General features: G+C 66.6%; 11 protein-coding genes. 6 read left to right on the forward strand and 5 right to left on the reverse strand.

Annotated features, from left to right (window positions below):
* Positions 1-63: 63 nt before the first annotated feature.
* The 5 genes from folE to dacB all read right to left on the reverse strand — a co-directional run bounded on the left by folE (position 64) and on the right by dacB (position 7,922).
* Positions 64-801, reverse strand: a complete 738-nt coding sequence (gene folE / locus MJ785_RS02280) for a GTP cyclohydrolase I FolE (RefSeq protein ID WP_239379973.1) — start codon at positions 799-801, stop codon at positions 64-66.
* Positions 756-2,924, reverse strand: coding sequence for an ATP-dependent zinc metalloprotease FtsH (ftsH, locus tag MJ785_RS02285; RefSeq protein WP_239310409.1), 2,169 nt, complete (start codon positions 2,922-2,924; stop codon positions 756-758). Before ftsH ends, folE begins: the two co-directional genes overlap by 46 nt.
* Positions 2,925-3,223: 299 nt before the next feature.
* On the reverse strand, positions 3,224-5,017 hold the full coding sequence (hpt, locus tag MJ785_RS02290; protein WP_239379982.1) for a hypoxanthine phosphoribosyltransferase: 1,794 nt from the start codon (positions 5,015-5,017) through the stop codon (positions 3,224-3,226).
* 74 nt (positions 5,018-5,091) lie between these two features.
* On the reverse strand, positions 5,092-6,291 hold the full coding sequence (locus tag MJ785_RS02295) for a zinc-dependent metalloprotease (protein WP_239312610.1): 1,200 nt from the start codon (positions 6,289-6,291) through the stop codon (positions 5,092-5,094).
* Between the two features lie 125 nt (positions 6,292-6,416).
* Positions 6,417-7,922: a D-alanyl-D-alanine carboxypeptidase/D-alanyl-D-alanine-endopeptidase gene (gene dacB / locus MJ785_RS02300; RefSeq protein ID WP_370652848.1), complete on the reverse strand. Its 1,506-nt coding sequence runs from the start codon at positions 7,920-7,922 to the stop codon at positions 6,417-6,419.
* A 206-nt stretch (positions 7,923-8,128) separates the two neighbouring features.
* On the opposite strand from dacB, the gene MJ785_RS02305 reads away from it, so the two are divergent.
* The 6 genes from MJ785_RS02305 to MJ785_RS02330 all read left to right on the forward strand — a co-directional run bounded on the left by MJ785_RS02305 (position 8,129) and on the right by MJ785_RS02330 (position 15,709).
* Positions 8,129-8,701 (forward strand): inorganic diphosphatase, encoded by a 573-nt coding sequence (locus tag MJ785_RS02305; protein WP_305039239.1) that lies wholly within the window; start codon positions 8,129-8,131, stop codon positions 8,699-8,701.
* A gap of 856 nt (positions 8,702-9,557) precedes the next feature.
* On the forward strand, positions 9,558-10,784 hold the full coding sequence (gene hemA, locus MJ785_RS02310) for a 5-aminolevulinate synthase (RefSeq protein ID WP_370652850.1): 1,227 nt from the start codon (positions 9,558-9,560) through the stop codon (positions 10,782-10,784).
* A 20-nt stretch (positions 10,785-10,804) separates the two neighbouring features.
* The gene (locus MJ785_RS02315) at positions 10,805-11,647 is read left to right on the forward strand and encodes a TauD/TfdA family dioxygenase (protein ID WP_239312602.1); all 843 of its coding nucleotides are present in this window, start codon (positions 10,805-10,807) and stop codon (positions 11,645-11,647) included.
* Positions 11,647-12,606, forward strand: coding sequence for a 3-oxoacyl-ACP synthase III family protein (locus MJ785_RS02320; protein ID WP_239379976.1), 960 nt, complete (start codon positions 11,647-11,649; stop codon positions 12,604-12,606). Before MJ785_RS02315 ends, MJ785_RS02320 begins: the two co-directional genes overlap by 1 nt.
* Entirely contained in the window at positions 12,603-13,793 is a 1,191-nt protein-coding gene (locus MJ785_RS02325) for an acetyl-CoA carboxylase biotin carboxylase subunit family protein (RefSeq protein ID WP_239309381.1), read from the forward strand. Before MJ785_RS02320 ends, MJ785_RS02325 begins: the two co-directional genes overlap by 4 nt.
* A complete protein-coding gene (locus MJ785_RS02330) occupies positions 13,790-15,709 on the forward strand; it encodes a phenylacetate--CoA ligase family protein (RefSeq protein WP_239309380.1) in 1,920 nt (639 codons plus the stop codon). Before MJ785_RS02325 ends, MJ785_RS02330 begins: the two co-directional genes overlap by 4 nt.
* The last annotated feature ends 36 nt before the right edge of the window (positions 15,710-15,745 follow it).

The following is a 15,745-nucleotide window of genomic DNA, read 5'->3' on the forward strand; positions in this document are numbered from 1 at the left end:
CGGCCCTGCCAGGACCGGGCGTCGGACTGGCCCGGTCCCTGACAGCCCGCGATGAGCCCCCACTCAGCGATGGCTGAGGATCAGTGACATCCCCTCACCGCGGGTCGCGGTGTTCAGGAACTGGCCACGTACGGCTGAGGTGACCGTACGGGCTCCTGGTTTACGGACTCCGCGCATGGACATGCACAGATGTTCGGCCTCGACCACGACCATGACTCCACGGGGTGACAGCGCCCGCTCCAGCGCGTCGGCGATCTGGGTCGTCAGCCGTTCCTGCACCTGCGGACGGCGCGAGTACAGGTCGACGAGCCTCGCCAGCTTCGACAGCCCGGTGATCTGCCCGCTTTCGTTCGGGATGTAGGCGACATGCGCTTTGCCCGCGAAGGCGACCAGATGGTGTTCGCACAATGACGTGAAGTCGATGTCGCGAACCAGCACCATCTCTTCGTGACCTTCGTCGAAAACGGTGGTGAGCACCTCGGACGGGTCCCGCCCGAGGCCCTCGACCGCCTCCTGATAGGCCCGCGCGACCCGTTCGGGGGTTTTACGCAGGCCTTCTCGATCCGGGTCCTCCCCGATGCCGATCAGAAGCTCACGAACAGCGCGAGCCACCCGGTCGTGATCGAAGGGACGGATCAGCCGTGATTCCGGCTCCAGCCGCTGCCGCTCGGATACACCGATCCCAGCGGCATCCGCGGGAACGTCGACGGGAGCTGAAGATGTGTACCCGGTAGATGCGAGACCGTAATCGGCCGTCAACGGCGTCCCCTGTCGTCGTTCGGCAGTGTCGGCGGTGCCCATGGATTGGAGATCTTCGGGGTGTTCGAAGTCGGCTCCGCGGGGGCCGCGCCACCGTCCGGGTTCTGCTCCGCCGTTCTGGCCGAGTCATCAGGGGGAACCTGAGCGGTCCCGGAGCCATTCCCACTGCCCGCCGGCAGGCCGCCGCCGTTGCCGTGCGCGGCACCATTGGTACGGCCGCCCTGACCGGCGGTGGTGCTGGGGATCAGTTCCGGGACGCCGCCGGGTTTGGTCAGCCCCAACTCGGCTGGGGTCATCACCGGCGGCCGGTCGGACGGGAGGCGCTTGCCGACACCCGTGTACGAACCGCGGCTGGGCCGTTTCTGGACCGTCGCAAAGATCTCCAGGACCTCGTCTTTGCCGAGCGTCTCGACATCCATCAGCCGCAGAACGAGATTGTCCAGCACGTCCCGGTACTGAACGAGGATCTCCCAGGCCTCGTCATGCGCCGTCTCGATCAGATGCCGAACCTCCGCGTCGATCTCCGCGGCGACCTGTTCGGAATAGTCGCGCTGGTGGCCCATGTCGCGCCCGAGGAACACCTCGTTGCTCTCGCCGCCGAACTTCAGCGCCCCCAGCTTGTCGCTCATGCCGAACTGGGTGACCATAGCGCGGGCGATCTTCGTTGCCTTCTCGATGTCGTCGCTGGCGCCCGTGGTCGGCTCGTGGAAGACAAGCTCCTCGGCGGTCCGTCCGCCCAGGAACATCGCGAGCTCGTCCAGCATCTCCGATCGGGTGCGCAGGTAACGGTCCTCGAGCGGCAGCTGCATGGTGTAACCGAGCGCCCGGCCGCGGGGCAGAATCGTAACCTTGTGGACGGGATCGCTGTTCGGCAGGGCATGCCCGACGAGGGCGTGCCCGCCCTCGTGGTAGGCGATCCGCTTCTTCTCCCTGTCGCTCATGACCCGGTTCTTGCGTTCCGGCCCGGCCATCACCCGGTCGATCGACTCCTCCAACAGGGCGGGGGAGATGAGCTTCTGATCGGACCGTGCTGTGAGCAACGCGGCCTCGTTGAGCACGTTCGCGAGGTCCGCGCCGGTGAACCCCGGGGTGCGGCGCGCGATGATGAGCATGTCGACATCCGGTTCCATCGGCTTGCCCTTGGCGTGCACCTTCAGGATCGCCTCGCGGCCGAGGAGGTCGGGGCGGTCGACAACGATCTGCCGGTCGAACCGTCCCGGCCGTAGCAACGCCGGGTCCAGGATGTCGGGCCGGTTCGTCGCCGCGATGAGAATGACGCCGCCCTTGACGTCGAACCCGTCCATCTCGACCAACAACTGGTTGAGGGTCTGTTCGCGTTCGTCGTGGCCACCGCCGAGCCCGGCGCCGCGGTGGCGTCCCACCGCGTCGATCTCGTCCACGAAAATGATCGCTGGGGCGTTGGTCTTGGCCTGCTCGAACAGATCCCGTACCCGGCTTGCGCCGACACCCACGAACATCTCGACGAAGTCCGAGCCGGAGATCGAGTAGAAGGGCACCCCGGCCTCACCCGCGACCGCTCGGGCCAGCAGGGTTTTGCCTGTCCCAGGCGGCCCGTACAGCAGCACACCTTTGGGGATCTTGGCTCCCATCGCCTGGAACTTGCCTGGGTTCTCCAGGAACTCCTTTATCTCCTGGAGTTCCTCGATCGCCTCGTCGGCACCCGCGACATCAGCGAAGGTCGTTTTCGGCGTGTCCTTGCTGACGAGCTTGGCCTTGGACTTGCCGAAGTTCATGACCCGGTTGCCGCCGCCCTGCATCTGGTTCATGAAGAAGAACAGCAGGAGAACAACGAGCAGTACCGGGAGCAGGTTCAGCAGCAGCGACAGGAAGATGTTGCCCTGTTCGACCTTGACCTCGTAGGCGATCCGCTGGCTGTGCAGTTCGCCGGCGAGCCCGACCGCCTGGTCGGTGACGTAGGACGACTCGTACTTCGAGCCGTCCTTTGTCTTGATCTGAATGCGTTGTTTGGAGTCCTGGATTGTGGCGCTGGCAACCTGGCCCGATTCGATCTGTTGCTGGATGTAGTTCAGGTCACGCTTGGAGTACTCGCTTGACCCCGACAACACCCCGGTCGTGAGAATGATCACAAACAGGGCCAGGAGCAGCAGAGGCACCCAGCTGCGGAAGATTCTTCTTGGAGTCATCTGCCTGGAGCGCTGGACACGCGCGCTCCACCCTCCTGACGTGTGTGCCGCCCTCGTTCGGGATTCCCTTGTGCCGAGGGTACCGCCGGTACGCGCGCCCTACCGCGCGTACATCCGAGCAACGGGCAACGGAAGCGTCCCGTTCCACCGCGGTGCCCTGAATGGGCGATTCGTTGAACAGGCCGGTGGCTGACGGAGTACGTGGCGCTCAGTAGGGCCTCCCAGCGCGCGGTAGCCTAGGTCTCTCGACTCGGCCGGCCGCATCCCGGTTGACGCTGGCGGTCTGCCGGGTCCTTGCGTCACCGGGCACCGCGCTCGATCGCCTCCTGGGTCAGCGTCCCGACATATGGCAGGGTGCGGTAGCTCTCGGCGTAGTCGAGGCCATAGCCAACCACGAAGGCGCTCGGGATGTCGAAGCCGACATAGCGGACGTCGATGTCAACGGCCAGCGCCTCCGGCTTGCGCAGCAGCGCGAGTACCTCCACGGACGCGGGTCCTCGCGAGCGCAGGTAGCGCAGCAGCCACGACAGGGTCAGGCCCGAGTCGATGATGTCCTCGACGACCAGGACGTCCTTGCCCTCGATGGGCTGATCCAGGTCTTTGAGGATGCGCACCACACCAGAGGACGATGTCGCCGAGCCGTACGACGACACGGCCATGAACTCCATGGTCAGCGGTATCGTCAGGAGCCGGGACAGGTCCGCCATCACCATCACGGCACCCTTGAGGACACCGACGAGCAGCACCTCGCGGCCGGCGTAGTCGGCATCGACCAGCGCCGCCAGCTCCCTGAGCTTGTTGGCGATCTCGCTGGTGCTGACAAGGACCTCGTCGATGTCCGGGTGCGGGCTGGCCGGCGGCCGATCCCCGGTTCCGGTTCCGGTTCCGTCTGGTTCGGCTCGGTGGGGCACCGTGTGCGCATTGGTGATCACCTGAGTCTCCCTGGTGTTTCCATGCGGCTCGCCGCCGTCTGCGGCGTGCGCGGTGGGGATGCCTGGCCAGGTCCGCGCCCTGGCAGTCGCAGGCACCGGTTGACGGCATCGGTCGCCCTGGCCCGCGGCCTCGGATCCGGATATCCCGGCGGCCGGCGCCTGGCAGGCCGCTGGCTCGGAGCCGGCCGCCTGTGACACCGAGATCCTGCTGTTCGTGCGTGTGGCGATGACGCCTGAGGGCAGCGGGACCGGCTTCTGCCCGCGCCATCTCGTCACCAGCTCGTCCATGGCCCGGATGTGATCAGCCCGTAGCCCGGCCGGTGCGCTTCCCAGCGCGAGCGCCGCTCGCCGCATCACCCGGCCCCGCAGCGCGGCGCTGAGGGCCGCGAGACCGGCGAGGTCCAGATCAATGCGGACCGGTGCGCTGGAGGGCAGGACCAGCTGGTCGTAGACAACCGCCGTGTCGGCGTCGAGCGCCTCGCTGTCCGCCCGCAACAGGTCGGCGGTGCGGGCCAGAGCCTCGGCGATACCCGGGCCGAGGGCATCCTCCAGCATGGGCAGCACACGGTGGCGAACCCGGGCGCGGGCGAACGCCTCGTCCGCGTTGGTCGGGTCGTCCCACGGGGTGAGGCCGTCGGCAAGGCAGGCGCTTCGCGTCGCCGACCGGCGGATTTCCAGCAGCGGACGCCGGAACAGCCCGTCCGAGTGCGGCATACCAGCCAGCGTCCGTGCGCCGGAGCCGCGGGCCAGCCGCAGCAGCACCGTCTCGGCCTGGTCATCGAGGGTATGGCCGAGCAGCACGGCGCTCGCCCCCAGGCGTTCGGCCGCGCGGGTCAGCGCCGACCTGCGGGCGTCGCGGGCGGCTCCCTCCGAGCGCCGGGAGTGCGCCGTCAGGACCTCGACGGGGTCGAGCCCGAGCTCCCGCCCCTGCGCGGCCACCGTGTCCGCCCGCGCCGCGGAGCCCTCGTACCAGCCGTGGTCGACGGTGAGAAGCCCACCGCGCAGCGCTCGGCGAGGTGCGAGAAAGGCGAGCGCCGCGGCCAGCGCAAGCGAGTCCGGCCCACCGGAGCAGGCCGCCAGCACCAGGCTTCCCGGCGGAAGGCCGGCGATCGACCGGCGGACAGCGACCCGGACCTCGGCCACGCTCCCGCATCCCCGCATGGCGGCTACTCCCGCGTGGCGTTCATGCGCGGGTACGACCAGCGGCATGACGCGAGACCTGGAAAAGGCGCACCTTATGCCGAGATGGACGGGCGCGAGCCCAGGACACGCTGCATCCACGCGCCTGGATCGACCAGCTCCGAGCGGGTTGGCAACGTCTCGGGAGATTGCCAGACCAGGTTGAACGCGGCCACCCCCGCCTCGGCGACGACAGCCCGGACAAAGGCGCCACCCTGCCGGTACTGCAGGAGCTTGAGATCCAGCCCGAGGAGGCGCCGGACAAAGCGGTCGATCGGTGAGCCGCCACCGCGGCGGTTGTCGAAGCGGGAGCGGATTTCGGCCACGGTCGGTACGACCTTGGGGCCGACCGCGTCCATGACCTGGTCGGCGTGTCCCTCCAACAGGGTCATCAGCGCTTGCAGGCGATCCAGGACCTGTCGTTGGGCGGGGGTCTGGAGCGCTTCGACGATGCTTGGCGCGTTCGGCCCACGGTCGAGGACGGCGCCACGCAGCGCGGAGACGGCTGAGCGCACCCGTTCGGCGAGGACCTCCGGGTCGATATCGGTCGCCTCGATGAAGGAGGCGATCTCGTTCTCCAGATGCTCCCGTAGCCAGGGGACCGCGGTGAACTGGATGCGATGGGTCTGTTCGTGCAGACAGACCCACAGCCGGAAGTCGCGTGGGTTGACCGCCAGCGCCTGCTCGGCATGGGCGATGTTCGGCGCGACCAGACTCAGGCGTCCCACCGCGGGGAGGAGCGATGGGGCTGTGGCGGAGTCATCCCGGGCGGGAGCCCGCTCGGGTGCCGGGCCCGCCGCGGCGGGGACCGTGACCGCGCTTCCGGCCGCGTCGGCCCCTCCGGCCGCGTCGTTCTCGCCGGGCGGGAGAAAGACCTCGTACTGGCCAAGAACCTTACCGGCGAGGTAGGCCAGCGCGGTGCCGAGCTGAACCCCGGTGACCCTGCGCCCGACAGCGGTGGACAGCTTGTTCCGGTCGCGGTCGGCAAGCTTGTCGAGCAGCGGGACGCTCACCACCCGCAGGCCCGCGACATTCGACCGGACCCATTCCGGCCGGTCCACCACGGCGATCGGGGTGGCCGGACCGGCCGGTTCCAGCCGGGTGTACGCCTGGACATGGCCTTCCGCCTCGACAGCCAGCCGTCGCAGCTCCGCAACCACCGTGTCCGCTTCGGAGCGGGCCAGGGGCGGGCCGGGCCGGACAAGCCGGCGCGCTGTCGCTACCGCGAGATCCCAGTCGACTAGCTCAGCGTCCACATCCGCCAGCCTATGTCCCCTCCCCCACCGATGACAGGCATTGTCGCCGGCGCGTGCCTGTCATCGTGGGCCGCGGCCGGCCGCGAGCGGCCATCCCCGCCTCCGCCGCAGCGTGCGCGTCGGCCTCAGCATCCGCATGACGCGAGCGCGACAGCTACCCGGTCGAGGGCGTCGCGGGTGGCTCCGGCCTCCTCGACCGGGGCGAAGAAACCGAACAGCAGGAGCCGGCCGTTGACGTCCACGACCTGGCCGGTGAGGCTTGTGACGATCCGTAGGCTGCCCGTCTTCGCCCGTACGGCGCCGGCGCCGGCGCGGGCGTCGGCCGAGTCGTAGCGGTCGTTGAGCGTCCCGGAGAAACCGGCCACCGGGAGCCCTGTGAGCAGGGTTCGTAGCGCTGGATGCCCGGGTAGGACGGCTGTCCGCAACAGCGCCACCAGCGTCGCCGGGGGGATCCGGTTGGCCGTTGACAGCCCACTCGTGTCCGCCAGATAGGTCCCGGCCGTCGGCACGCCCAGTTCGTGCAGGACGCCGAGTACCGCGCTGACCGCGCCGGCGAACGAAGCCGGCAGACCACGGGCGTGGGCCACCAGCCGTCCCAGGCTTTCGGCGAGGTCGTTGTCGGAGTAGGTGAGCATGCGCTCGACCAGCAACGGGATCGGCGGGCTATGGACCGTGGCAATCTGCCGTGCGCCGGCCTGACCGGCGCTGGCCGCGCCGGCAGCGGGCAGGACGCCGATCTCGGTCGAGCTGACCTGCACCCCGTAGCGCCGTAGCGCCGCCGCGAAGGCGTTTGCCGCGGCCATGGCCGGAGTGGCCGTGCGCGGGCCGGTCGCGCCCGCGGTGGCGCGGCCGCCGTCCACTTCGAGTGCGGAGACCGGCGTGACGTTGCCGTCGGTGACATAGCTGTCGCGCCATCCCTCGCCGGTGGACGGTCCGGTGAACAGGGCCTGGTCGGCGACAAGGTGGTCGACCTGGGTGATTCCGGTGTTACGTACCTGCGTGGCCAGATCCGCGAGGCGGGCGAAGGCGGGGTAGCCCGCCGGCCCGGTCGCGGCGGTGAGCGTCGGATCGCCCCCGCCGACCAGCCACAGCGTCCCGCCGCTGACCGCGCTGGTGGCAGTGCCGGCCGCAGTACTGGCCGCGGTACTGGCCGCGGCGGCGGGCGTGGCGGTGGGCGTGGCGGTGGGCGTGGTGGCGGGCGGGCTGTAGAAGACCCGGGTCGTAAGCGTCTCCCGCGGGCTGAAGGTGGTCAGCGCTGCCGCGGCCACCACGGTTTTCAGGGTGGACGCCGGCGCGGTCGGCACGTCGGAACGGCGGTCCAGCAGTACGGCCCCGGTCAGCGCGTCTACCACGAGCCCCGCCGGGTTGCCCAGCGCGGGATTCGCCAACGGGCCGGCAAGCCGGGCGTCCAGCGCGGCCGGATCGGCGGTCCGGGCTGCCGGGTCGAGCGCGGCGAGGGGAACCGCGGCTGGCCGGGAGACGGTGGGGGTAACGCCCGGCTGCTGTACCGGGGCGACGGACAGCTGGCCGGCAAGCAGCGCCCCGGCGATGGCGGTGAGCCCGCTGACCCGGCCAGGCGTCGCAGGGGTCACGTGCGCGAGACTACGTCGGGTGAATCCGAGTCGCGCCATCGGAGTGGGGAATATCCCGAACAGACCCCATGGCCGGTCGGCGCCGGGAGCTCCACCGATGGGCGGCCCCGTCCGTGGACGCGCGATCATACATGATCCTCTTAACGCAGTCCTGGGCGACGGTCATGAGTGCCGACACTGGTAACAAGTACAGAACACGCGGGCGCTCCGGACGGGACGCGCCCATCGACATGACAGGGGACGGTGTGGACCTCGAGTTCGATGTGACCATCGAGATCCCGAAGGGGCAACGTAACAAGTACGAGATGGATCATCATACCGGACGTATCCGGCTCGACCGGATGCTGTTCACGTCCACTCATTATCCCTCGGACTACGGGTTCATCGAGGGTACGCTGGGCCGGGATGGTGATCCTCTGGACGCGCTCGTCCTGCTGGAGGAGCCGACCTTCCCGGGCTGCCTGGTGCGCTGCCGCACGATCGGCATGTTCCAGATGAGCGACGAGAAGGGCCCGGACGACAAGGTGCTGTGTGTGCCGGTCGCGGACGTCCGGCAGGAGCACCTGCGTGACATCAGGCACCTTCCCGAGTTCGACCGGCTGGAGATCCAGCACTTCTTCGAGGTCTACAAGGACCTGGAGCCGGGCAAGTCGGTCGAGGGCGCGTCCTGGGTCGGCCGGACCGAAGCGGAACGGGAGATTCTCGCCTCGATCCTGCGCGAGAAGGAGTCCGGCGCCTTTGTGGAGCCGCATGACGGTGACTTCAGGCCCGATGTTTCGGCTGACGATGACTCCGTGCGGGAGGTGAAGTCCGCGTGAGGCGCGCCTGACGCGATCAGGACACAGCCGTGGCAGCCGTTGAGTGCGGTCGTGGTGGGTGATCTTTGATGATTGATCGCCACGACCGCGATCAGCGGCTATTGGAAGTTCGTGAAGCAATAAGTAGCTCTCCGTAATCAGAGGTTTTTCCGCGGCGGCCGGACCGGCGCGCTGGGGTCCTAGGGCGTGTTTCGAAAGCCAGCTGTCCGGCTCGCCACGCCCAGGCGGCCCCTGGCCGCGTTCTCGGCCACACCGGTACAGCTCTCCGGTATCGGTCTGGCCCGCGGCCGTGCCAGGAACCACCTGGACGCGGCTCCCTGATCGAACGACGACTTCCCAAACACGCCGTAGGCGGCCGACGCCGTCCCACCTGTTCTGTGAGCGAGCGGGCTCACGCTGGGGCCGCGCTCGTTCCCGCGCTTCCCGCCGCGATCCATCCCAGGAAGTCTCGTCCCCAAACATCCTCCCACGGTGAAGGCCTTTCGCCGTCTCGTCCCGGTGCGGGTATGTCGGGCACCAGACAGCCGCGTCGCGCGGAATACCGGCAAGGCGGCAAGGCAGCTCCTCCGTCGACGCTGCGGGGGCTGTTGACCTGCGAAGGAAGGCTTCCCGGGAAAACATGTGCCTCGCCGGCCAGCGGCTGGCGGCCGGGAACGATACGACGGGGATACGTACAACTGCGTATGGCACCGCCAGCCCGTTGTTGGTGTTCTGTATCCCAACGTCATCCGGCTCGGCTGGTAAGCGACAGGGAACATCGTAGCTAATCATCCGGGCCAGTCTGAGAGGGGCTGCCATGCCTACCGTGCCAGTACCGCTCGTACCCGCGCCCAGGGTCCCCATTCCCATCAGCCGACTGGGGGACGGGGCTGATTTCAGGGCGCAGGCCAACAGCGATCAGACAGTCACACTATGGGATTTCTTTCGCGGGAATCTCGATGAGCTGCGGCGGAGCGGTCTATACCGCGAATTCATTCCCTGTTCGCATATTACTGCCGAGCGCGGATATGCGATGAACGGTGAGCGGAAGGTGCAGATCTGGTGCAGTAACGACTATCTGGGCCTGAGCCAGCATCCTGCGGTCGTGCAGGCACAGATTGCCTCCACCCGGGAGCACGGCACCGGCAGCGGCGGGTCGAGAAACATCGCGGGCAGCAGTGTGGCGCATGTCGAGCTGGAAACCAGGCTCGCCGCCTGGCACGGCAAAGAGCGTGCGCTGATCTTCTCGAGCGGTTACGTGGCGAATTTCGAGACGCTGAGCACGCTGATTGCCGCGGTGCCGGGCATTGTTGTCTTCTCCGACGCGAACAACCACCGTTCGTTGATCGAGGGGATCAGCCGCTCCGGCGCACGGAAGCAGGTCTTCCCGCACAACGATCTCGACGCGCTCGAGAAGGGGCTCGCCGGATACGGCCGCGATCATCCCAAGTTGATTGTTTTCGAGTCGGTGTACTCCATGGACGGTGACCTCTCGCCCGTCTCCGCGATCTGCGATCTTGCGGAGCGGTACGGTGCGATCACGTTTCTGGACGAGACCCACGCGATCGGGATCAAGGGAGACACCGGCGCTGGTCTGTGCCAGGAGCTGGGCGAGCGCCGGCCGACATTCATCCAGGGTGTGTTCGGTAAGGCGATCGGCACCGTCGGTGGGTACGTCGCCGGACCGGACAGCGCACTCGACTATGTCCGCTCCCACGCGCCGGGGCTCATCTTCACCACCGCATTGCCCCAGGCGATTCTAGACGCGACGCTCAAAGGCCTGGAACTCATCCAGCAAGGGGCTGATCTCAGAAAAAGCCTGCTGGATAATGTGCGGCACCTGAAGAACGCACTGCGTGTTGCGGGTATCGAGTTCATCGACGCGGACAGTCATCTTGTACCGGTCATGGTGCGCGGGGAAGAACGCGTGCGGCGGGTATCGCAACGGCTGCTCGATGACCACGGAATCTACCTCACCCCGGTGAACTTCCCCTCTGTTCCCAGGGGGGCGGAGCGTTTCCGGGTCACGGTCGCCCCATATCGGACGGCAGAGCAGGTCAATCATTTCGTCACCGCGTTGCAACATGCCCTGGCCGACAGCTAGCAGCTAGCGGAGGAGGAATCATGCGGATCAGCGACATCACACCGTTCATCGGCGCCGAACTCGCCGACACCACCTATGCGGATCTCATTCAACCGGATGTGTTCGCCGAGCTTGTCAGGGTGCTGCGGGAGCGTGAGCTTGTTGTGGTCAGAGGCCTGGAGCTGACGCCGCGGCAGCAGATAAACCTGGCTTCGTGCCTCGGCAGACCGGTGCCCTTCGTCATCGAGAAATATCGGCACCCGGAGTTCATCGAAATCATGATCTCCTCGAACGAGGTCAAGAACAACAAACCGGTCGGGGTGGCCCGGGTGGGCAATTTCTGGCACCAGGACTCGTCTTTCATCGCGAACCCCGCGCCGTACACGATGCTGCATGGTGTGACTGTCCCGTCGACCAGCGGCCACACCCTGCTTGCCAACGCGGCGGATGTCTACGACCGCATGCCGCGGGAATGGCAGGAGAAAATCGAAGGACGTATCGGGCTGGCCTCGGTCGCCAAACGTCTGCGGATCCGACCGGAGCACGTCGGTCTGTCCGTCGCCGAGTTCCGGGCGCTCGCCGACATCGAGCACCCGAAAGTGGAGCACCCGCTGGTGAAAGTGGACCCGTTCACCAAGCGCAAGTACCTCTACGGCTCGCCGGAGTACCTGGATTCGGTCATCGGTTTCGACGCCAACGAGAACGAGGCGTTCTTCGCGGTGATCAATTCGTTGCTGCGGGATGAGGAGCACGTCTACACCCACCGCTGGACGCGGAACGATCTCGTTATCTGGAAGACCGCGACGACGTACCACGCGGCGACCGAGGTCGAGCCAGGCGCGGCCCGGACGGTGCACCGGATCAGTATCGAATCAGCAGATTGATGGGCGGCATCGTCGACTTCGAGATCCGGCTGGCGCGGTCTCGGATGAGTGTGCACGATATGTCCGCGACGTCTGGGGCCAGTGTTGCCGATATTCGGGAGATCACGCACTGCGAAGAAATTCCTACGCTTGGGAACGACGAGCAGGCGTGGCAGCTCGCGGTCGAGGCGGCCAGGGCGGTGATGCATCGCACGCCGGCCCCGCCGGCGGAGATCCGACAAGTGATCTTTGCCGGTTCCGGCGAGTGGGACGTCTCGTTCTGGTCCCCAGCGGCCAAAGTCGCCAGTGAGCTCGGGATCGACCGGGCGCACTGCTTTGAGGTGACGAACTTCTGCAACGCCGGGATGACCGCGATCCAGATCGCTCTTGACAAGATCGCGACGCGGGGCTCCGGGCGCAGCCTGGTTCTCATCGGTGACCGGCTGAGCAGGATGGTCGACTACGCCGACATGAGTTCGAAGGAGCTGTTCAACTTCGGTGACGCCGCGGCCGCGGTGCTGCTGTCCGGTGACGGGTTTCTGTTCGAAGTGCGCCACTCGGCGATGCGTACCGATCCGGGCTGGTCTGACTACTATTTCGCTGAATACCGGCGGGATCGCCTGACCATTCGTCGGAGCGAATATCGTCCGGGCCTCGCGGCAGCCTACGTGGAGAACTTCACGTCGTTGATAGACGAGACACTGGATGCGCTCCACGCGCGGAAGAACGACGTCGCCCACTTCCTCATCAATCACGGCGACCGAAGAATGCACGAACAGTTGCTGCGGGCTGTCGGTATACCGGAATCCAGGAGTGCGTTCAACTACGACCGGCTGGGGCACATGGGTGGCGCGGACACCCTGATAGCCCTGCGTGACCTTCAGGTGGCCGGTGCGCTGCGAGGAGGTGACCTGATCCTGCTGGCAACGAGTGCCATGGGTTTCAGCTGGGGCATCACAGCATTGGAGTATCTGGGATGAAGGTGCTGATTATCCACCAGGTTCCCTACCGGAAGATCGATTATTGTCATGGAATAGATCATGACCGTCATGATGTGACCTATATCGGATATCCGCAGCGGATGGCGGATCTGCCCGCGGATCTCCGGTGCGCCCGCATCGAACTCGCTGCCGATGATGAGCTTGTCCTGGGAATTGTCTCTCGAGTCTCCCGCGCGGACGGTTTCGAGCATGTCCTGGCATTGTCGGAGTTCGGGATACTGGAGGCGTGCCACGTGCGCCGGCATCTGGGCCTGGACGGCCCGTCAAAGAAACAGCTGGAACTGGTACGCGACAAGGTAAGAATGAAGGAGGCGGTGGCCGGAGCGGGTGTGCGGTATCCGCGTTTCGCGGTGGCTCCGGCGCCGGACGGTACGCTGCCCTGGTCGGGGAGGACCGTGCTCAAACCCCGCCAGGGCGCGTCCAGCGAAGGTGTGCGCATCCACGCCACAGCCGAGGATGCCGTCGCCGCCTACCGCGAGCTGGCCAGCTGTGACGACTTCCAGCTCGAGGAGTACATCGAAGGCGACATTCTGTTCGCCGACGGTCTGGTAGCCGGTGGAAAATTAATCAGTTTCGCCGTCAGCAAGTACATCAACACGCCTCTTGACTTTATCGATGGAAAACCACTCGGAGCTTTTCACGTCCCGGCCGGTGAACAATACCGTGAGTTCGTGCTGAGCGTGCTGGCGGCGCTTGACGTCCAGGCGGGCTGCATTCATCTTGAGTTCTTCCGGACGCCGTTGGGGGAGCCCGTCTTCCTTGAGATTGCCAACCGGGTCGGCGGGGCCGGCGTCGTGGACGCTTACCTACGTCGCACGGGTCTACATCTGCCGTCGTACGAGATTGCGATCCGTATGGGCACGACGTTGCCGGCGCCCGGCCCGCCGAGCGGCAAATATCACGCCTGGCTGGTGTTTCCCGGCCATCACCTGCCCGCTGGCTCCATGGTGTCTCTCGTGATCCCAGCGCACCTGCGGGAACATCCCTGTGTGGACCGGCTGCACATGCTCGGGCCTGCGGACCCTCTCCCCGACCGCGTGACCTACCAGGAATGGCTGGTGCCGCTGTTCATCGAGGCGTCGCATCGTGACCCCGGCGTGCTTGCGGATTTCCTGCGCGAATGTGCCTGCTCCATCAGGGTCGAGACAGAGGTGAAGCTGTCATGAGGTACTACCCCACCGACCTCATTCTGGCTGTCGAGCTGGTCGAACGGGAAATTTCGGCCGAACCTGGCTCGCGCGCGGCCCGGTTGCTGGCGGACGCGGGTTTACCCGGTCTGCGCGGCTTGTTCGACAGCGCGGGGCTGGCCGAAGGACTCGACGAGCTTTTCGGCGGCCTGAGCCAGTACCCGTGGCAGCCGTTGATCGACACCAACGACGTCTACGAGTTCTCGCCGATCGGCACGCTGGTCCTGGATGACCGCGACGCGCGCGACACACTGCGCGGCCTGCTCCTTGGCTGGGCGGCCGGCAACGAGATCGTTATCCGCACCCACCGCCAGCCGTTCTGGCACGAACTCATGGATCTCCTGCGGCAGCAGGGACTGCCGTTGCCTGCCGGTCGGGCTGTTGACGCGCACGCGCACGTCCCTGACGGTCGTCTCGTCGAGGTGCCTGCCGTGGTGACCGTCCCGCGGGACACCCCGGCGGCTGCCGCCGCGAGCCCGGACCCGAACGCCGTACGCGTCCGGCTGGACCCGGAGCTGGCCGGGGACAGCGCGGCTGCCAGCGGGGCCATCTTCACGCTGGACTGCCGAGCCGCGTGGGTCCACCAACTGTTTCACCGCGACTACCTGATGGGTACCCGCCTGTCCGCGGCACGCAGCCGCGACACCGACGAGGAGACCGGCCGGCTCGGTGCCAAGCTGCGCTACCTCGTTCAGCGGGCGCGGCGGACGCCCTACTACCGCGATCTTCCCCCGGTCCAGGGCCTCGAGGATCTGCCACTGTTGCCGATCATGGATAAGGCTGATCTGGAAAAATATTCGCTGCCCTTCAGCCGTGCTCTGTGCAGTGGCGCGCCACCCACGGGGGAGGTCCTGCGCAGCGGCGGCTCGAGCGGGGCGCCACGTTACGTCGTCTATTCCCGTACCGACTGGCACAACATGGTGCGGGAAGCAATTCCGCTCTTCTACGAGCTCGGCCTGGACAAAGGTGACCGGTTGATCAACATGCTGTACGGCGGAAAGCTGTACGGCGGCATGACCACCACGGTTGCGGAGCTGTCGCGCATGCCGCTGGAGTGCTACACGACGGCTCAGCTGGCATCCGTTGACGACATTCTGATGCTGTGCGCGAGTTTCCAGGCCAATGCCGTTCTCGCGCAGCCCGCGATGCTCCTTCCGCTGCTGCGGGACGCCAAGGCCCACCAGCCGGATCTCAAGATCGAAAAAGTGATCTACGGTGGCACACCCATGGCCCAGTCCGATCGGGCCTGGCTTCGGGAGCAGCTGGGCACCCACGTTATCTCCAGTATCCTTGCGGCCAACGATGGCGCCCAGCTGGGCTACCAGTGCGGTGAGCTGAGCGGGACGCTGCATCATATCTGCGCGGACTACAATTTCGTCGAAGTAGTTGATCAGGATGGTAACCCGGTACCGGCGGGCGAATACGGTGACCTCCTGATCACCAGTATGCAGAAGTTCGAAGGCCCGCTGATCCGCTACCGGATCGGCGACTGCGGCCGGATTTTCCAGCACGACTGCGGCTGTGGCGTGTCGGGCCAGGTGCTCGAGTACACCGGCCGCTCCGACGGGCAGATCGAGATGATGGCCAGGCGGGTGCTGTACAGCGACGTGCTTACCGCGCTCGACGTTTTCGGCGTGTCGCGGCTCCAGCTGGAGATCACCTCTCTGGCGGGTAAAGAGACCGTGATCGTCCGTACCGAGTCGCCGGCGGCGTTGGCTGCCCGGGAAATAAAGGACTTTCTTGCCGAGAAATTTCCGGCACTTGCTGAACGTCATGACGTCGATGCCGATCTCGACATGTTCGAACTCGTCGTGGAATGCCTTCCTGAGGGCCGGCTGCCCCGTGACGCCGTGAGCGGGAAGATCAAGACTGTCATCGACCGGCGGCTGCGGTGACCAGCACCCGACGAGCCCATTTCCGGCTAATCATGA

Source organism: Protofrankia sp. CiT1, from assembly GCF_917627335.1.
Lineage (GTDB): Bacteria > Actinomycetota > Actinomycetes > Frankiales > Frankiaceae > Protofrankia.